This is a genomic window from Gordonia sp. CPCC 206044 (assembly GCF_048537895.1).
GTDB lineage: Bacteria > Actinomycetota > Actinomycetes > Mycobacteriales > Mycobacteriaceae > Gordonia.
In genome coordinates this window covers 113,313-132,156 of the sequence record NZ_JBCLVL010000004.1, presented here as the reverse complement: position 1 = coordinate 132,156, position 18,844 = coordinate 113,313, and the positions used below count along the sequence as shown (strand labels likewise).

General features: G+C 67.1%; 14 protein-coding genes. 3 read left to right on the top strand and 11 right to left on the bottom strand.

Going from position 1 to position 18,844, the window contains the following annotated elements; genetic code table 11:
• Positions 1 to 50: 50 nt before the first annotated feature.
• The 5 genes from AAFP35_RS07290 to AAFP35_RS07270 form a co-directional block, all read right to left on the bottom strand.
• On the bottom strand, positions 51 to 2,801 hold the full coding sequence (locus AAFP35_RS07290; protein ID WP_419220893.1) for a molybdopterin-dependent oxidoreductase: 2,751 nt from the start codon (positions 2,799 to 2,801) through the stop codon (positions 51 to 53).
• Positions 2,798 to 3,613: an FAD binding domain-containing protein gene (locus AAFP35_RS07285; RefSeq protein ID WP_419220892.1), complete on the bottom strand. Its 816-nt coding sequence runs from the start codon at positions 3,611 to 3,613 to the stop codon at positions 2,798 to 2,800. The genes AAFP35_RS07290 and AAFP35_RS07285 overlap by 4 nt, the downstream gene beginning before the upstream one ends.
• The gene (locus tag AAFP35_RS07280; RefSeq protein ID WP_419220891.1) at positions 3,613 to 4,962 is read right to left on the bottom strand and encodes an 8-oxoguanine deaminase; all 1,350 of its coding nucleotides are present in this window, start codon (positions 4,960 to 4,962) and stop codon (positions 3,613 to 3,615) included. The genes AAFP35_RS07285 and AAFP35_RS07280 overlap by 1 nt, the downstream gene beginning before the upstream one ends.
• Before the next feature lie 65 nt (positions 4,963 to 5,027).
• The gene (locus AAFP35_RS07275; RefSeq protein WP_419221154.1) at positions 5,028 to 6,524 is read right to left on the bottom strand and encodes an MFS transporter; all 1,497 of its coding nucleotides are present in this window, start codon (positions 6,522 to 6,524) and stop codon (positions 5,028 to 5,030) included.
• Between the two features lie 72 nt (positions 6,525 to 6,596).
• On the bottom strand, positions 6,597 to 7,055 hold the full coding sequence (locus AAFP35_RS07270) for a hypothetical protein (protein ID WP_419220890.1): 459 nt from the start codon (positions 7,053 to 7,055) through the stop codon (positions 6,597 to 6,599).
• A 566-nt stretch (positions 7,056 to 7,621) separates the two neighbouring features.
• Between AAFP35_RS07270 and AAFP35_RS07265 the strand changes: the two genes are divergently transcribed.
• Positions 7,622 to 11,047, top strand: a complete 3,426-nt coding sequence (locus AAFP35_RS07265) for a pyruvate carboxylase (RefSeq protein ID WP_419220889.1) — start codon at positions 7,622 to 7,624, stop codon at positions 11,045 to 11,047.
• Between the two features lie 151 nt (positions 11,048 to 11,198).
• Here AAFP35_RS07265 and AAFP35_RS07260 read toward each other — a convergent pair whose 3' ends face one another.
• A complete protein-coding gene (locus tag AAFP35_RS07260) occupies positions 11,199 to 12,818 on the bottom strand; it encodes a 4-hydroxyphenylacetate 3-hydroxylase family protein (protein WP_419220888.1) in 1,620 nt (539 codons plus the stop codon).
• 191 nt (positions 12,819 to 13,009) lie between these two features.
• A complete protein-coding gene (locus AAFP35_RS07255) occupies positions 13,010 to 13,582 on the bottom strand; it encodes a flavin reductase family protein (protein WP_419220887.1) in 573 nt (190 codons plus the stop codon).
• 119 nt (positions 13,583 to 13,701) lie between these two features.
• On the opposite strand from AAFP35_RS07255, the gene AAFP35_RS07250 reads away from it, so the two are divergent.
• Positions 13,702 to 14,643: an AraC family transcriptional regulator gene (locus AAFP35_RS07250; protein ID WP_419220886.1), complete on the top strand. Its 942-nt coding sequence runs from the start codon at positions 13,702 to 13,704 to the stop codon at positions 14,641 to 14,643.
• 95 nt (positions 14,644 to 14,738) lie between these two features.
• Here the strand turns inward: AAFP35_RS07250 and uraH are convergent, their stop codons facing one another.
• Genes uraH through AAFP35_RS07235 form a run of 3 tightly spaced genes read right to left on the bottom strand, consistent with a single transcriptional unit; the run spans position 14,739 to position 17,590 of the window.
• Positions 14,739 to 15,065, bottom strand: coding sequence for a hydroxyisourate hydrolase (uraH, locus tag AAFP35_RS07245; protein WP_419220885.1), 327 nt, complete (start codon positions 15,063 to 15,065; stop codon positions 14,739 to 14,741).
• A complete protein-coding gene (gene uraD, locus AAFP35_RS07240; RefSeq protein ID WP_419220884.1) occupies positions 15,062 to 15,595 on the bottom strand; it encodes a 2-oxo-4-hydroxy-4-carboxy-5-ureidoimidazoline decarboxylase in 534 nt (177 codons plus the stop codon). The genes uraH and uraD overlap by 4 nt, the downstream gene beginning before the upstream one ends.
• Positions 15,596 to 15,604: 9 nt before the next feature.
• On the bottom strand, positions 15,605 to 17,590 hold the full coding sequence (locus tag AAFP35_RS07235; protein WP_419220883.1) for a solute carrier family 23 protein: 1,986 nt from the start codon (positions 17,588 to 17,590) through the stop codon (positions 15,605 to 15,607).
• Positions 17,591 to 17,745: 155 nt separating this feature from the next.
• Between AAFP35_RS07235 and AAFP35_RS07230 the strand changes: the two genes are divergently transcribed.
• Positions 17,746 to 18,342, top strand: coding sequence for a nucleotidyltransferase family protein (locus AAFP35_RS07230; RefSeq protein ID WP_419220882.1), 597 nt, complete (start codon positions 17,746 to 17,748; stop codon positions 18,340 to 18,342).
• 117 nt (positions 18,343 to 18,459) lie between these two features.
• Here AAFP35_RS07230 and AAFP35_RS07225 read toward each other — a convergent pair whose 3' ends face one another.
• Positions 18,460 to 18,831 (bottom strand): hypothetical protein, encoded by a 372-nt coding sequence (locus AAFP35_RS07225; protein WP_419220881.1) that lies wholly within the window; start codon positions 18,829 to 18,831, stop codon positions 18,460 to 18,462.
• Between the last annotated feature and the right edge of the window lie 13 nt (positions 18,832 to 18,844).

The window sequence follows — 18,844 nt, the reverse complement described above, 5'->3', positions numbered from 1 at the left end:
TCAACTCGGCGAATAAAAAACTTCGGGTACCCGAAAATATGGCCGGATGTTCACCGGTTGATCAGGCGCCAGAGTCGGTCGCGCGACATCGGGAGCTCGTGTGGCCGGATGCCGATGGCGCGGCGGATCGCGTTCGCCAGTGCGGGTGCGACCGGGTTGTAGGGCGACTCGCTCATCGACTTGGCGCCGAACGGTCCCAAGACGTCGGAGGTGTCCGCGAAGTAGACCTCGGTGGTCGGGATATCCGCCATCTGCGGGACCCGGTACATGCGGAACACATTGGTCAGCGCGACGCCGTCGGCGAGCATGATCTCCTCGTAGAGCGAGGTCCCGATCGCCTGGGCGACACCACCTTCCACCTGCCCAAGGCACTGCTGCGGATTCATCACGGTTCCCGCGTCGGCCGACTGCACCGACTGGAGGATGCGCACGGTCCCGGTCTCGACGTCGACCGCGACACGGAAGGCTGCGACATTGAATGCGATCGAACGCAGATCTCCGCTCTCGACGCCGCTGGCGATGATGCGATCGTCGGCTCGACTGTCGGCGTTCGCCGCCTCGATCATCTCGGCGAACGACACCATGCGCTCGCCTACGAGGGCACCGTCGGGCCCGAGTACCACGCGGTCGGGTTCGGTGTCGCTGATGGTCGCCGCGACATCGACCAGCTTCTCCCGCAATGAGATACACGCGGCGTGCACCGCCTTTCCGGCAACGGTGACACCCGCCGACGCGAAGGCGCCGGTGTCGTGGTCGGCGGCGTCGGTGTCGCCGTGTGAGAGCCGGATACGATCCGCCGCGGTGCCCATCGTCGTGGCCGCGATCTGGGTGTGGACAGTGGTGGTGCCGTTGCCGAACTCGGCGGTGCCCACCCCCACGTGATAAATGCCCTCGGCGTCGACCGCCACTCGGGCACGTGAGATGTGTCCACGCGGGGCCATCGTCGCGATCGCCGACAACGCCATCCCCTCGCCGACGCGCCATTGGGGACCCGTCGGTGCCGCGACACCGTTGCCGCGGGCCATCGCCTGCTGTGCCAGATCCAGGCACTGGTCGAGGCCATAGCTGCCGTAGAGCAGATCGGGTTCCGGCTCGGGGTGGGTGATGAGCAGCGGATCGCCGTCGGCGACCGCGTTGATCCGGCGCATCTCGAACGGATCGATGCCGAGTTCGAGTGCGAGTTCGTCCATGGCGCTCTCGACCGCGAAGATCACCTGGCCGAGTCCGTAGCCGCGGAATGCGCCCGACGGCGGGTTGTTGGTGTAGACCACCTCGGCGTCGACATGTTTGACCGGGCAGTTGTAGACCGAGATGGACTCGGCGCAGGAATGGAACATCACCCCGACCGAGTGGTTCCCGTAGGCGCCGGTGTCGACGAGCACGTCGAGTCTCAGCGCGGTGAGCCGTCCGGTGTGGTCGGCGCCGAGGTCGACCGACACGCGGAACGGGTGACGGTAGGTGGTGCGGGTCATCTCGTCCGTGCGGGTCATCTCGTATGCGCAGGGCCGGCCGGTGCGCAACACCGCGAGCGCCACGAGATCCTCGGTCAGCATCTCCTGTTTGCCGCCGAACCCGCCGCCGACGCGGGCGCTGAACACACGGATACGGTCGGCGGGCATGTCGAGGATGTGGGCGAGTTCGTCACGGACGAGGAACGGCACCTGTGTGCTGGTGCGGATCACGAGGCGGCCGTCGTCGTCGAGCCATCCGATGCTGCCGTGGGTTTCCAGTTGTGCGTGGGAGACGCGCGCCGTCGACCACGTTCCCGAGACAGTGACCGCCGAATCCGCCAGGGCTGCATCGACATCGCCGCCGAATCCGTGATGGAAGTCGGCGATCACGTTTCGGTCGGCGTGATTGACCCGGTCGAGGGCGGTGCGATCCGGGTGCAGCAGCGGTGCGCCCGGCCGGCGGGCGACGTCGGGATCGAACACCGCCGGGAGCACCTCGTAGGTGACCTCGACACGCCGGCACGCCGCTTCGGCGGCGGCCGCGGTGGTGGCCACCACCGCAGCCACGCGCTGTCCGACGAAGCGCACCATCGGATCGAGGATCAGGGTGTCGTCGGGGTCGTCTTCGCGATGCTCGTGCCGTCCGGTGGAAAACCTTGTGGTGGGGGAGTTCTCATGGGTGAGGACGAGGATCACGCCGTCGACCGCCGCCGCGGCGGTGGTGTCGATCGACGTGATGTGCGCGTGCGGATGTGGCGACCCCAGCACGCGCAGGTAGGTCATCCCGGGGATCTCGACATCGAAGGTGAAGGGCTCGGTCCCGGTCACCACGCGCCGTGCTGCGGGCGGGTGCAGTGACTTCCGCACGGTGTCGGAATCGTGTGCCAGACGGTCGCCGTCACGGGGTGGGGGATCGCCGTCGGTGAGACCGTGGGCGATGGCATCACGAACGGATCGATAACCCGTGCAGCGGCAGAGATTTCCCTTCATCCGGCGTGGCAGGTCATCGAGATCATCGGGCTCGAGCGTGGACGCCGTGACGATCATCCCCGCGGTGCAGAAGCCGCATTGGAATCCGAAGTCGTCGACGAACGACTGCTGGAGCGGATGCAGCGCATCGGGGGTGCCCAGGCCGGCCACGGTGGTGATCTCCCGATCCTCCGCCCGATGTGCCGGATAGATGCACGAGTGCACCGGTGCACCGTCGACGAGGACCGAGCAGGCGCCGCAATCTCCTGCGTCACAACCCTTCTTGACTTCGAAGTGAGCGTTCTCGCGAAGCAGTGTGCGCAGGCACTGTCCGGCGCGGGGCGACAGATCCAGTGCTTCGCCGTTGACCACGAACCTCATGCGGGGACGTCCTCGAGTTCGTCACGGACCTCGCGCGCGAGCACGGCCGCCACGGCTCGTCGCCAATCGGCGGCACCGAGCGGGTCGGTGTAGTAACCGTCTGCGCCCGTCACGTCGTCATGCAGTTCTGGCGGCGAGGGTATGCCGGGATAGCGCAGGAGGATCGGTCGGCTGGTGGCGGCCGTGATGCCGAAGACGGTCGAACCGTCCTCGTCGCGGCGTCCGGTGATCACTGCGCCGGAGCGTCCGAGGTCGGCGAGTGCGATCTTGCGGAAGGCCGTGGCGGCGCGCATCGACGACCCGGGGATGTCGACGGCGCGGAGTACCTCGTGGTCGGCGAGAGAGTTGGTGCCGTTGCCGGTGATCAAGTCGGACACCGGGATTCGGCGGTCGACGCCGTCGCGCCCCCAGATGATCGCGGTGGCGTCGAGGCCGGCGGTCAGCGCGATCATCGACCCCGCCGCGAAGGAGCGGCAGATGTTGCCGCCGACCGTCGCCATGTTCCAGATCTTGAACGAGGCCAACAGGGCGTTCGCGCAGGCGCCGAACAATGAGTGTGCGCGCCAGTTCGGACGCTGTGGGAGCCGGGCGATCTCGGCGATCGTGCAGGTGGCGCCGATGCGTAGACCGTCGTCGGGCAGGTCCTCGAGAGCAGGCCAGTCCATGGTGCTCAGGTCGACGATGCCGGTGACGTGGTGATCGGGCTCCGAGAAGACCCACGTGCCGCCCGCGAGAAGGCACTCCCCGGGGGTCAATCGCAGGTCGGCGCGCGTCCTCGCGTAGCGGTAGGTCTCGATCGTGGTGAGATCCATCAGCCGGCCTTCGCCACGAGGCGGCGATGCTCGCGCGCCACGTCGGCGGCGACGAGATCGACGTCGACGGTGAGTATCTCGCCGTTCGCGATGATCTGGCGCCCGTTCACCCAACTCGACGCGATCGGGGGGATCGCGCCGAGCACCAACGCGGCGACCGGATCGTCGATCCCGCTGTGCGCGACGGTCGACAGATCCCACAGCACGAGGTCGGCGAGCTTGCCGACCTCGACCGAACCGGTGTCGGCCTCCCGGCCGAGGACGCGAGCACCGCCGATGGTGGCCAGTTCGAGTGCGGCGCGGGTGGTCAACGCGGTGGGGCCGCCGCGGGCGCGGGCCATCAGGACCGCCTGATGCGCCTCTTCGAGCAGCCGGCACGATTCGTTCGACGCGGCACCGTCGACACCGAGGCCGACGGGGACGCCGGCATCCACGAGGTCTCGGGTGCGGCAGATGCCGTTGCCGAGTCGGGCGTTGGAGGTGGGGCAGTGCGCCACACCGGTGGCGGTCGCCGCCAGCCGCGTGATCTCGTCGTCGGTGAACTCCACACCGTGGGCGAACCAGACGTCGTCGCCGACCCACCCGACCGATTCCATGTACTGCAGCGGTGTACAACCGAAATGCTCTGCGCAGTAGTCGTTCTCGTCTCGCGACTCGGCGAGGTGGGTGTGTAGCCGCACACCGAGTTCCCGGGCCTGCGTGGCGGTCTCGGTGAGCAGTTGCGTTGTCACCGAGAACGGCGAACACGGTGCCAGCGCGACACGCAGCATCGAATCGGCAGATGGGTCATGCCACTTGGCCACCACTTCCGCGCCCGCGGTGAGGATCTCGTCGATCGTCTGCACCACCGAATCGGGCGGGAGGCCGCCGTCCTTCTCGGACAGGTCCATCGAACCGCGGGTGGGGTGGAAGCGTAGCCCGACGGTGTGTGCCGCATCGATCTCGGCGCCGAGCAGGTCCCCGCCGTCGGCGGGGAAGACGTAGTGGTGATCGGTCGTGGTGGTGGCGCCGGAGAGCGCGAGGTGGGCGAGACCGCCGAGCGCGGCGGTACGCACCGCGGATTCGTCGATGCCCGCCCAGATCGGGTACAGCCTGGTGAGCCACTCGAACAGCGTGTGGTCGGCGGCGAGTCCACGGGTCACCCACTGGTAGAGGTGGTGATGGGTGTTGACGAGCCCGGGGGTCAGTGCGCATCCGCGCCCGTCGACACGCACGGTGTCGGCGGGCAGCGTCGGCAGGTCACCGATGGCGACGATCCGTGCCCCGTCGATCAGCACCGGTGTGTCCGGGAGTTCGCGACGATCCGCATCGACGGTGATCACGTGGGCGTTCTCGATCAGGGTGGGCACCCGGGTCACGCTACGACGATCGGGTTACGGACGGGTTTCGTTCGCCAGGCCGCACCGCGGTCCGCTCAGATCTCCTCGACCCGGATCGGTTTGCTCGGTATCGCCAGGGCCAGACAGGAGGACAGGACGCAAGCGGCCAGCGAGATCGCCGCCGCCCACAGGTAACCGGTCTGGCCGGGGACAGGCACGGCCGCGCCGTCGGCACCGGTCACGGTGATCGTCGACCAGGTGAGGATCATGCCGACGGTTGCCGCGGACGTCGACGTGCCGACTACACGCATCAGTGCGTTGACACCGTTGGCCTCGCCGGTCTGCTCCACCCGGACCGCGCGCATGATGAGCGCCGGCATCGCCGAGTACGCGATGCCCAGCCCTGCACCGATCAGTGCACTGACGACGAGGATGAGCCACCACTGGATGCGCCACGGGCCGACGAGCGCGACGAGGAACACGACATAACCGCAGCCGAGGACCACACCGCCGATCGCGAGGGACACCCGCGGTCCGAAGACCGCGGTGATCCGGGCGCTGATGTGTGAGAACAGGAACATCAGCAAACCACTGGGGGCAAGCACCAGACTGGCTTGCAGCATGTCCAGACCGACGCCCTCGGGACTCGAGGTCGGCGCCATCAGCAGCTGGATCGGGATCAGCTGCATCGAGTAGAACGCGAAGCCGGTGGCGATCGAGGCGACATTGGTGAGCAGCACGGGTCGCTCGACCGCGAGCTCGAGGTCGATCAGCGGGTTGCGTGTGCGTCGCTCGACGAACCACCAGATCACCGCCACGACCACGAATCCGCAGAGCAAGCCAAGCGTCAGAGGATTCGTCCAGCCCCAGGCGGCGCCCTTGGACAACGGCAGGAGCAGGCAGGCGAGCATCAGTGCGAGTCCGAGTGCGCCCAGGATGTCGAAGCGGCCGCCGGTGCGGATGGGGCTGCCCGGGACGAGGTAGGCGATGCCCACACCACCGAGCGTCGCCGCGGCGGCGCAGATCCAGAAGAGCGTGTGCCAGCTGAGGTTCTGGGCGATCGCGGCGGCGAACGGCAGACCCAGCGCGCCGCCCACGCCGAGTGAGGCACTCATCGCTCCTACCGAGGACCCGAGCTTGCGGTTGGGGACGATGTCGCGCATCACGCTGATGCCCAGTGCAATGGTGCCGAATCCCAGTCCCTGCAAAGCCCGGCCGACCAGGAACAACGGTAGTGAGGCGGAGATCGCACACACCACCGAACCGATGGCGACGCTGGCCTGACTGAGCACCAACATCAGGCGCTTGCCGTACATGTCGCCGAGTCGACCGCCGATCGGGGTGACGACCGCTCCGACGAGCAGGGTGATGGTGATCGCCCACAAGGTGTTGCCGGGCGACGCGTGCAACATCGTCGGGAGCGCGGGGATGAGCGGGACGATGATCGTCTGCATGAGCGCGACGACGATGCCCGCCGCGCACAGCACGGTCACGGCGAGGCGCGGATGGTTGTCGTGAATGGTCTGCCCGGAGTCGGCGGTCTGGGCAGCCGGGTCCGGGGTGGGCTCGCGGCGCATCGTCGATCGCCGCATCGCGCTCACCACCCACCACCTCCGACGACCACGCTATCGGCCGGTGATCACCGGACAACCCGGAGGGGTCGCTCAACGGACGGGATACTCCGCGACGCAGTCGCCGTTGGTGATGGCCTGCGGGTTGAGCGCGCCGGTGTTGGTGGTACCGAGAACGGCGGTGATCCGTCCGGTCCCGGTGGTGATCGGCGGCAGGGACAGCACCGTCCGGCTGCCTGCGACCCGCGCGGTCGTGTTCGCGACGCCGCTCTTGCCGGTGTCCAGGTTGGACCAGACGACCCGGAACTGTTGTCGATAGCCGATGATCGACTTCGCGTCGGTGACCAGCCGGAGCGTCACCCGGCCGGTGCCCGCGGACTCGGCGGTCGCGACGCTCGATGCGTACAGGGCCATCAGGTTGGGATTCGGGTAGCTGATGGAACAGAGCTGCGTGGCGGCCGGGGCAGCGGAGGCGGGTGTGGCGACCAGTGCGGGGATCGCCGCGGTGCAGAGCGCTCCGGCGACGGCGGCCGTGCGGGTGGTGCGGTGCATCTGGGTGTCCTTTCGTCGTGAGTGCCTTCACAGGACGAATCGGACATCGTGCGACGATCTGTTACCTCGGCCCGGTGCGGTTTCGGCCGCCCACCGTGTGATCGTGTCCGTCGACGCCGCCGGTGTTGACACAAAAGATGTTGGGGCGGTGCTGGATTCGAGGCAACGGCGATCGTGTGACGGCGGTGATGCGGGGCTGCGGTGGCCATCGCCGGCGTGGGTGACGAGGTCGGGTGCCTGCCTTCGATGGCATCGATCACCGACGGATCGATCGGTCGATCCCGACTATGCCGCAACGCATCACCGTCTACGACAGACCGTCGATGTTCTGGAAGACCGCGATCGGCGATGCCGATCGCACATATGATGGAACAAGTGGCGGCCGACTCATCGCCGAGGCCGTGCGCACAGTACGCTGGGCCCACCCCAGCGTGTACTCGACAACGCATAGCCGGGGCGCGAAAGATCGCACAGTGGCGGTTGTTTCGTGTGAGGTCATGATCGGCCGATGCCCAAGGCGCCGCACCGCACCCGGTGCGCGAGGGTACCTGACGAGAGAGAGTCAAGTGTTCGACAAAGTCCTGGTGGCGAACCGTGGTGAGATCGCGATCCGAGCTTTCCGCGCGGCCTATGAACTCGGAGCCAGAACGGTCGCGATCTTCCCGTATGAGGACCGGAACTCGGTGCACCGGCTCAAGGCCGACGAGTCCTATCAGATCGGCACCCCGGGGCACCCGGTGCGGGCATATCTGTCGGTGGACGAGGTGGTCGGCGCGGCCCAGAAGTGCGGGGCCGACGCCATCTACCCGGGGTACGGCTTCCTGTCGGAGAACCAGGGGTTGGCGGCTGCGTGTGCGCAGGCGGGCATCACCTTCGTCGGTCCGTCCGCCGAGGTGCTGGAACTGACCGGTAACAAGGCGACCGCAGTCGCGGCGGCGAAGGCGGCCGGGCTGCCGGTGCTGGCGTCGTCGGAGCCGTCCGCGGACGTCGACGAGTTGCTGGCCGCGGCGCAGCAGATGCAGTTCCCGGTGTTCGTGAAGGCCGTCGCAGGTGGCGGCGGGCGCGGTATGCGCCGTGTGGAGCGACTCGACGAGTTGGCCGACGCGATCGCCGCGGCATCACGGGAGGCGGACACGGCCTTCGGTGATCCCACGGTCTTCCTGGAGCAGGCGGTGGTGAATCCCCGTCACATCGAGGTGCAGATCCTCGCCGACACCCAGGGCAACGTGATCCACCTGTTCGAGCGGGACTGCAGTGTCCAGCGGCGCCACCAGAAGGTGATCGAACTGGCGCCCGCACCGAATCTGTCGGAGGAATTGCGGGAGCGGATCTGCGCGGACGCGGTGGCCTTCGCCCGCCACATCGGGTACTCGTGTGCCGGCACTGTCGAGTTCCTGCTCGACGAGTCCGCCGCCGGGAGCGAAGCGAGCGGGGCGAATGGCTCCAGTCCGTATGTGTTCATTGAGATGAACCCGCGGATTCAGGTCGAGCACACGGTGACCGAGGAGATCACCGATGTCGATCTGGTGGGCTCCCAGCTGCGGATCGCTTCGGGGGAGTCGCTGGCGGACCTGGGATTGTCGCAGGACAAGCTGACGATCCGCGGCGCGGCGATGCAGTGCCGGATCACCACTGAGGACCCGGCGGACGATTTCCGCCCCGACGTCGGTCGGATCACTGCCTACCGAAGCCCCGGCGGTGCCGGTGTGCGTCTGGACGGCGGTGCGGTACTCGGTGCTGAGGTATCCGGGCATTTCGACTCGATGCTTGTCAAATTGACTTGCCGTGGAAGGGATTTCGCAACCGCGGTGCGCCGGGCCCGTCGTGCCGTCGCGGAGTTCCGCATTCGCGGGGTGGCGACCAACATCCCGTTCCTGCAGGCCGTGCTCGACGATCCGGACTTCCGTGCCGGTCGGGTGACCACGTCGTTCATCGAGGACCGGCCGTGGTTGTTGACCTCTCGGGTCTCGGCCGACCGCGGTACCAAGATCCTCACTTACCTCGCCGACGTCACGGTGAACAAACCGCACGGTGAACGTCCCACCACGGTGTACCCACGTGACAAGCTGCCCACCCTGGACAAGACCCGGCTGTCGTCGCCGCCGGACGGGTCGCGGCAGCGGCTGCTGGCGCTCGGCCCGGAGGGGTTCGCCGCGGATCTGCGTGACTCCAAGCGTCTCGGGGTCACCGACACCACCTTCCGAGATGCGCACCAGTCGTTGTTGGCGACCCGCGTGCGTACCAATGGGCTGATGATGGTGGCACCCTACGTGGCGGCGTTGACTCCCGAATTGTTGTCCGTCGAATGTTGGGGCGGCGCAACGTATGACGTAGCTCTGCGCTTCTTGAAGGAGGACCCGTGGGATCGGCTCGCGCAACTGCGCGAGGCCATCCCGAACATCTGTCTGCAGATGTTGCTGCGCGGTGCGAACACCGTCGGCTACACCCCGTACCCCACCAAGGTGACCACCGCATTCGTCGCCGAGGCGACCGAGGTCGGTATCGACATCTTCCGAATCTTCGACGCACTCAACAACATCGAGGCGATGCGGCCGGCCATCGACGCGGTCCGTGAGACGGGCACCGCGGTGGCCGAGGTGGCGATGAGCTACACCGGCGACCTGATGAACCCCGCGGAAGACCTGTACACGCTGGACTACTACCTGCGGCTGGCCGAGCAGATCGTCGACGCCGGCGCACACGTGCTGGCGATCAAGGACATGGCCGGGCTGCTGCGTGCTCCGGCGGCCACCACGCTGGTGTCGGCCCTGCGTCGGGAGTTCGACCTGCCGGTCCACGTCCACACCCACGACACGCCGGGCGGGCAGTTGGCGACCTACCTGGCCGCCTGGGAGGCCGGTGCGAGTGCTGTCGACGGTGCCAGTGCCGCGCTGGCGGGCACCACGAGCCAGCCAGCGCTGTCGGCGATCGTCGCGGCCGCTGCGCACACCGAGCGCGACACCGGTCTCGACCTGGCCGCGGTCTGCGACCTGGAGCCGTACTGGGAGGCGCTGCGCAAGGTGTACTCGCCGTTCGAATCCGGACTCCCGGCGCCGACCGGCCGCGTGTACACGCACGAGATCCCGGGCGGGCAGTTGTCGAACCTGCGACAGCAGGCCATCGCGCTCGGGCTGGGCAACCGCTTCGAGGCTGTCGAAGAGGCCTATGCCGCCGCCGACCGGATGCTCGGCCGGCTGATCAAGGTGACCCCGTCGTCAAAGGTCGTCGGAGATCTGGCACTGGCGTTGGTCGGCCGTGGCATCACCGCGTCCGAGTTCGCCGCCAACCCCTCGGCCTATGACATCCCCGACTCGGTGATCGGTTTCCTGCGTGGGGAACTCGGTGATCCGGCGGGTGGTTGGCCCGAACCCCTGCGGACCGTCGCGTTGTCGGGTCGCGGTGAGGCGCCTGCACCCGAGACCCTCACCGACGACGACTCGGCCTCTCTGGACGTGCCGGGTCGCAAGCGTCAGGAGACGTTGAACCGTCTGCTCTTCCCCGGTCCCACAAAGGAATTCGAAGATCACTTCGAGGCGTACGGCGACACGTCGCGGTTGAGTGCCAACCAGTTCTTCTACGGTCTGCGCTACGGCGAGGAGCACCGGGTGGAACTCGAACCGGGTGTGGAACTGCTCATCGGACTCGAAGCCGTCTCCGAACCCGACGAGAAGGGCATGCGGACGGTCATGTGCGTGCTCAACGGGCAGCTGCGTCCGGTTGCGGTACGGGACCGCTCGGTGGACTCGGCGGTGGAGGCCGCGGAGCGGGCAGATCGATCCAATCCGCACCACATCGGGGCGCCGTTCGCCGGGGTCGTGTCGTTGTCGGTCGACGTCGGCGACGAGGTCGCCGCCGGGGCCGCGATCGGCACCATCGAGGCCATGAAGATGGAGGCCACCATCACCGCGCCGATCGGCGGCAAGGTGGCCCGGGTGGCCATCGGACCGGTCACGCAGGTGGCCCCGGGGGATCTGCTGATCGAGATCGGCTGACACATCGGTGACCGGACGCTGTCCGGAGACGCACACGCGGACCTTCCGCGCAATCGCGGACGTTGCAACGCTCGCATCTGCGCAGAAGGTCCGCGTGTGCGTTCGGAGTCCCCGGCGGCGGGGCAGGGGGCACCCGCCGCCGGGGAGGTCATCACTTGGTGCCGAAGTAGCTGACGTCGTCGCCGTTGATGAGATCCGGTACGGTCCAGCCGTCCAGGTCGTACTCGGCGAGGCAATCCTCGGCCAGGCCCTTCATCTGGTCGACGCCACCGCGGTTCTGCGCGGCGAACAACAGTTCGGCCTTCACGTTCTCGTGGTTCCCGGAGTAGTTGCGCTCATAGAGTTCGTGGCGTCCACCGAACTCCGACCCGATCGAATCCCACAGTGCCTTCATGACTTTCACGCGGTCGACGGCGGTGATCCCGTTGGAGCCACGGACGTACTTGTCCAGATAGGGGCGGACGTCGGGGCTCTTGAAGTCGGCGGCACTCGAGGGGAGGTAGATGAGCCCCGACGCCACGTCCTGCTCGATGATCTCCTTGATCCGCGGATAGCCCTGCATCATGAACATCCGGTAGGTCAGCCCGTACTCGAGCTTCGGGATCACGGTGTCACCGATCCACGGCTCCGGGTTGTGAGCCATCGCATCGGTCAGCGTCCAGAACAGGTTGCGCCAGCCGATCACCTCGCCGACGCGGGTTTGCACCCCGCGGAAGCCTCCCGAACCAGTGCAATCGAGAGCCTTCATCAGTAGGCCCGCGATGAAGTCCAGTTTGACGGCCAAGCGGGTGCAACCCTGAAAGGTGAAGCGCGGCAAGAAACCCGATTGCGGGAAGAAGGAATTGATGCGGTCGACGTCGCCGTACATGAAGACGTTCTCCCACGGCACGAGCACCTTGTCGAAGACGAAGATGGTGTCGTTCTCGTCCATCCGGCTCGACAGCGGATAGTCGTACGGACTGCCCATCACCGCGGCCTGCTCGGTGTAGGAGGTGCGGCAGATCAGCTTGATGCCGGGCGCGTCCATCGGCACCGTGCAGATGAGCGCGAACTCCTTCTTGCGGATCGGTAGACCGTAATGGGCGATGAAGTTGTAGTTGGTGATTGCCGACCCGGTGGCCACCACCTTCGCCCCGGACACGATCAGTCCGGCGTCGGTCTCCTTCTCCACCTTCATGAACACGTCGCCGACCTCGTCGGGCGGGAGTTGCCGGTCCACCGGCGGGTTGATGATGGCGTGGTTCCAGTAGAGAACCTTTTCCTGCGACTCCCGGTACCAGCGCTCGGCGTTGGCCTCGAACGGTGCATACAGGTCCTTGTTGGCGTGCAGGGTGCCCAGGAAGCTGGCCTTGTAGTCGGGGGAGCGCCCCATCCAGCCGTAGGTCATCCGAGCCCACTCGGCGATCGCGTCGCGTTCTTTGAGTAGGTCCGCCGAACTGGTCGGTGCCTTGAAGAACGGCATCGTGACGCCACCGTTTCCGGTGTCGGTGGACGTGGTGACCTTGTCCTTGTGCGGCCCGGAGTGCATCGAGTCGTAGAGGCGGGCGGTCATCCGGATCGGGTTGCGGAACGCCGGATGTGTCGTGACGTCCTTGACCCGTTCGCCGTGCAGCCAGATCTCCCGGCCGTCGCGCAACGACTCGATGTACTCGTCGCCGGTCATCGGACGTGAGGCGAAGTTGCGGGTCTTGTTCGCGGCGGCGTCGGCGGCCGGGTTGACCGTCGGTGCGTCGCCGGCGGGGTCGGTCCTGGGCTGTTCGGTGGTGGTCATGGTGCGTGCCTCTCTCGATGGTGTTTGGGAATCGGGCGGTCGGGTGCGGTGATCTCGATACGGCCTCGGCTGGCGCCTCGGCCTACTCGATCAGCGGGGGGCCTGTGAATAAGCAGTGGCTGTGGTTCGGCGGGGCTGTGAATAAAGCAGGGGCTGTGTATCCGCGGGGGTTTGTGGTTCGGGGGCGGGGGTCAGCGAGGATTGTGGGTGGCCGCGGCCAGATGAAACGGGGTGAACGTGGTGGTCGAGTCGAACCATCCGGAGTGCGGATCGTCGGCGGACAGGGTCCACAGCGAGTTCACCGTGGGCTCGCCGAGATCGTGAAAAGTGCTGCGGTAGTACAGCAGTGGGTCCTTTCCGCTCGCTTCGGCATCGACGATCTCGCCGATGAAGATGATGTGATCGCCACCGTCGTAACTGCGCCACGGGACGCAGCTGAGCGTGGCCGCGGATCCTTTGAGGACCGGTGCGGTCGACCCGACGTCCCACTGCGGCCCCGGATGTGCGGGACGGCCGGCGAAATGCATCGCGATGTCGAGTTGGTCGGCGGCGAGGATGTTCACCGCGAAGTTCGCGTCGCCGAGAAAGCCGCATGCCTTCGATTTCCGGGTCAGGGTCACCTGGCACAACCGTGGCTCCAGAGACACCGCGGTGAACGCGGTGACGGTGGCACCGTGGGGTTCGCCGTCGGCGTTTGCGCAGGTGATGACGGTGACGCCGCTGGCGAACTGGCCGAACACGTTCTGCAGCGCCTTGCGTTCCATGTGACTCCTCCTTGGGGTGAGGCAGAATGTGATGTAGAACATAGGTCGATCGCTCCGGCCTGGCGATCCGGTGAACGCGATGGCGATCCAGAAAACGCGGCGAGATGCGAGGAGGTGTCATGAGCAGGCTTCGACGGCTCCGATTGCCCGGAGATCCGGACTGGGATGCGGCCTCGGACGCGGTCTCCGACGCCTACTTCCCGCACACCCTGAGTCCGCGTGTGGCGGGGAGCACCGCGGCCGATGTGGACGTGGGCGTCACCGTGTTGGGGCCGCTGCGCATCGCCCGTATCGGCTGGGGCGCCGAGGTGGCGATCCACTCCGAGCATCCTGGCGCCTACGGCATCAACGTCCCGCTCGGCGGCGTGCTCGAGACGTGCGTCGCCGGCCACACCGTGGTCTCGACGAGTGGGTTGGCGACCGTGAACCCACCCGACACCCCGACCGACATCACCCGGTGGTCGGACACCTGCACCATCGTCGGGGTGAAGATCGATCGCGACTTCCTGGTGCGTGAGGTCAGCCGAGTGACCGGTCAGGCGGATGCCGAGATTCCGGATCAACTCGATCTGCGAGCCCCCGAGGGAGCCAGCTGGTTCCGTCTGGTCCGGTCCATCGCAGCGCAGCCGGACGACGATCCGCTGCTGTCGAATCCACTTGTCGCCGAACAGCTCGCGGGATCGCTGACCGACGCGTTCCTGCTCGCGGCGTTACCCGACGACCCGTCCGATCGTCAGATGCCGCGCCCGCGGATCGTGACCCGCGTGCTCGATGCGCTACGCGCCGACCCGGCGCGCCCGTGGACGGCGGTCGACATGGCCGAGACGGCCGGGGTGAGCGTGCGACGGCTGCAGGAAGGGTTTCGTGAGTACGTCGGGAAGACCCCACGCGAGTGTCTGACGGAGATCCGGCTCGCCGCCGTGCACGACGAACTGCGGACCGGTGGCGCGTCGTCGGTGACCGACGTCGCGATGAAGTGGGGCTTCACCCATTCCGGGCGTTTCGCCGCCGCGTTCCGGCATCGATACGGAGTGGCTCCGTCGCAGGTGCTGCGGGACTGAGAGTCCAGACGCGGACCCACCGAGCACACGCGAGTGGTGCTATGTCCGCGTGTGCGTGGAACCTCCGCGTTTGCGCGGGGCGCGCGGCGAACGGATCAGCTGCCCCGATACGTCGTGTACGAATAGGGGCTCAGCAGCACCGGGACGTGATGGTGACGGCTGGTGTCGGCGATCTCGAAACAGATGTCGATCTCCGGGTAGAAGCCGTCGATCGCGTTGGCGGCGAACCAATTCCCGGTGTCGAAGACGAGATGATAGATCCCCGGGACGAGGTCGTCGGGTGCGATCTGGGTGATGCGTCCGTCGGCATCGGTGGTCTCGTTGGCCAATTCGGCACCGGCGGCGTCCTGCAGCGACACCGACATCCCGGAGGCGGGCGAACCGGACGCGGCGTCGAGTACGTGCGTGGACAGCCCGGTCATTCGCTCAGTTCCTCCTCGACGTAGACGCCGGCGGGCGTCAGCATGCGGATCAATCGGGCCCGGTTGATCTTCGCGAGCTCCGCGCGGGTGATCCGGCGTTCGGTCTCCGGCTCGTTCTCGATGCGCTCCTCGAGGATACCGAGCAGTTCGGCGGCGGGGCGGCCGTTGGCGAACACCAGATAGACGTGCCCGAACTTCTCCTCGTACGCAGCGTTGAGTCGCCTGAGTTCGGCCAGCACCTCCGGGGCGGCATCCGCGACACCGGACTGCTCGCGCTGTGACGACGGATTGTCGGGGCGGTCGCCGATCCGCGGGTGGCCGGCCAGCGCCGCATCGAGATCGGCGTCGGTGAGTTCGGCCAGGATCGAGTCCGCGTAGGACAGGAAGGATTCCGTGTCGGCGAAAGGCCGGGCCTTGGCGACGCGCAGCGCCCAGATCGAGGAACTGCAGCATTCGTAGAGCTGATGGATGGCCTGGGTCTGGGAGAGTGCATTGAAACTCTCCAGACCCCGCCAGTCGGTGCGACGCATCTTCTGAGCCTAGGAGAGTTCGGGTTGCCGGCTGAACCTGGCCGAGGTGATCGGATTGGCGTCGGCGACGAGATCGTCGAACCGATAGTTGGCGATCTTCGCGATCTCGATGAGGGCGAACGCCTTTTCGCTCGTGTCGGAGTTGTCCATGCGCGCCCAACCGCTCCGCAACACCCGGTCGTAGCGTTCGGTCTCGCGGGCGCAGATGACGAGGGGGAAACCGAAGTGTTCGCGGTAGGCCGTCGCGAGGTTGACGACGTTGCGGTGCTCGGATTCGTCGAGCTGGGACAGGGCGACATGGTCGACAGCACGCGGTTCCCCGGTCTGCTCGTCCTCGGAGCCGAGATCGGGAAAGGCGCGGATCAGGGCCAACTGCCCGTCGTCGGTGCCGGTCAGCATGGCCTCCTGGAAGGCGCTGCGCAGATCGTGCACGTCCGCGAAAGGCCTTTGCTCCCATGCTCGTTCGAGAACCCAGTCGACGTCCTGCACGACGTGGCCGAAAGTGTCACGGAACTGCTCGGCAGACATCGTGTTGACCTCGTCGAGGGTGATCGACCCCGCTCCGGCCACCGCAGGTCCCTTGCCGCCGACGTGGAAGAACAAGAGATTCAGCAGGATCGCCGTGATCGCGCCCATCGTGATGCCGGTCGAGAAGGGGATCTGCAGGATGATGTTCGGCATTGCCTCGTCGACACCGGGCAGTGCAGGGACGTCGACCTGCTCGCCGGAACGTGTGATCACCGTCGTCGGGGTCGCGGACTGGGAGAACTGGACGTAGAGGGCCACCGCCAGCGACGTGGCCGCGATGATCAGGTTGCGATGGTCGGTGAAATCGACCGAGGTCAACGTCTGGATGCCGACGATCGCGACCGTCGCGAACATGATCAGGGCAGCACCGCCGAGAACCGGCGCCGGAATCGACTCGACGATCTTCGCCAGCTTCGGCAGCAGACCGAGCAGCATCATGATGACGCCTGCGCAGGCCACCACCCATCGGCTCTTGACCCCGGTGAGCCGCACCAGGCCGACGTTTTCGGAGAAGGCGGTGTAGGGAAACGAGTTGAACGAGCCGCCGATGACAGTGGCGACACCGTCGGCGCGCACCGCCGCGGCGACATCGTCCTTGCGGATCCTTTTGCCGACGATCTCGCCGGTCGCGAAGATCGACCCGGTGGACTCGACGGCGACGACCAACAGCACCACGATCATCGACACGATCGCAACCAGATCCCAGCGCGGCCATCCGAAGGCGAACGGCGGGGTGAAGCCGAGCCAGTCGGCCTCGCCGACCGCTGCGAAACTCGCGTCGCCGCACAGCCATGCCACCACGGTGCCGATGACCAGACCCAGGAGGACGGCGATGGTGCCGAGGAACCCGCGGAAGAATCGTTGCATCAACACGATCAGGATGATGGTCCCCAGGACGTAGAGGACCCAGCGCCAGTTGGCCGCGTCGTACAGGTGGGTCGTCGGGTCGCTGACCGCATCGCCCGCACCCACCGGGATCAGACAGATACCGATGATGGTGATCAGCGTGCCCGTGACCACCGGTGGTAGGAACCGGATCAGTTTGGCGAAGAACGGGGCGATCAGGAAGGTGAAGACACCGGCCGCGATCACCGCGCCGTACACGGTCTGCAGGCCGACCCGGCCGCCGCCGTGGTTGTTGGCGATCTGGATCACCGGCGCGAGTGTCGCGAAGGTGATGCCCTGCAGCAGCGGCAGGCGGACGCCGATCTTCCAGATGCCGACCGCCTGCAGCAGGGAAGCGATCCCGCAGGTGAACAGATCGGCGGTGATCAGCATGGTGAGTGCCTCGGAGTCGAGGCCGATGGCCCGGGCGATCAACAGCGGGACCAGGACGGCGCCGGCGTAGAAGGCGACCACGTGCTGAGCGCCGAGTGCGACGAGCCGGCCCGCGGGCGGTACCTGATCGACGGGGTGCACGCGACGTCTGCTCTGCGCTGCGGTCGGGGCGGACGAATCTGTTGCCATGTGCTCAACCACCTTCTGCTCACCGCCATCGGATCCGTGGCAGCGATGCCACGGTGGCAGAGAAGATTGTGAACCCCGGTACGGTTTACCGCGCGGCGGTCGATGATGTGTTTCCGGCCGGTGAACCAGTGAGGGAGAGGCGGCGCGACGACGTCATGACGAAGCCTTCTCGAGCGCCGGCCGAGGGTGGGACCGAGGGCGGCACCAACGTCCTCGGCGTGGTCCTCGCGGCCGGTGCGGGCACACGCTACGGATCGCCCAAAATCGTTGCTCGCCAAGGCGAATGGCTTCGTCTGGCAGTCGCCGCGCTGGCTGGAGCGGGCTGTCGCGAGGTGATCGTGACGATGGGTGCCCGGGTGGTGGAGCCACCGGCCGGATCGTCGGCGGTGGTGGTCTCCGACTGGGCCGACGGATTGTCGGCGACGGTGCGTGCCGCCGTCATCGAGGCAGGTCGCCGGTCGTGGGTGCACGGCATGGTTTTACATGTTGTTGACACACCAGACGTCGGGGCGGACGTGGTGGCCCGGGTGTTGTCGGCGACCGGCGGACGAGCCGACCGACTGGGACGTGCGGTCTTCGATGGTGCACCGGGACATCCGGTGTATATCGGTGTGCGACACCTCGATGCGTTGGTGGCCGGACTGGACGGTGACGTCGGTGCAGGGCCGTATCTGCGGACGCATGCGCGGGAGGTCATTGAGGTGGAGTGCGGTGACCTCGCGACCGGGACAGACCGGGACGTGGCGGATTGAGTGCCAGACTCTCAGCGCAGAAAACTCACCGGGCCGGACACGCCGCGCTCCGGTGGCGCCGGTCGAACGGGGTTGCTGCCCACAGGGATCGGGGCCCGGACGACGGCTGTGGCGAGCTCAGGTCGGGAGGGCGTCGGACAGTGCACCCACCGTCACGCCGAGAGCGCCCTGGGCGAACCGGGCGACCGGGGCGGCCGCGGCGTCGAGCGCGGCACCGTGGCCCGTGCGGGCGCGGCCCCAGAGCCGGCCGCGCTGGTGGTCACCGCCCTCGGGTGTGACACCGATGAGGCACACGAGTTCCCCGGTGGTGGGGATGCACACCCCCCAGACGAATTCCGTCTCGCGGCGCCAGCCGTCGGCGGCGGAGGCGACGAAGGAGCTTGCGTCGGCGACCCCCAGATCGGACAACGCCGGAACGTCGGTGATCCGGTCGTCCGCACGAAGCGCACGCAGATACCACGTCCCGGCGTTGATCTCGACAGCTTCCATGTCGAAGCGGTGA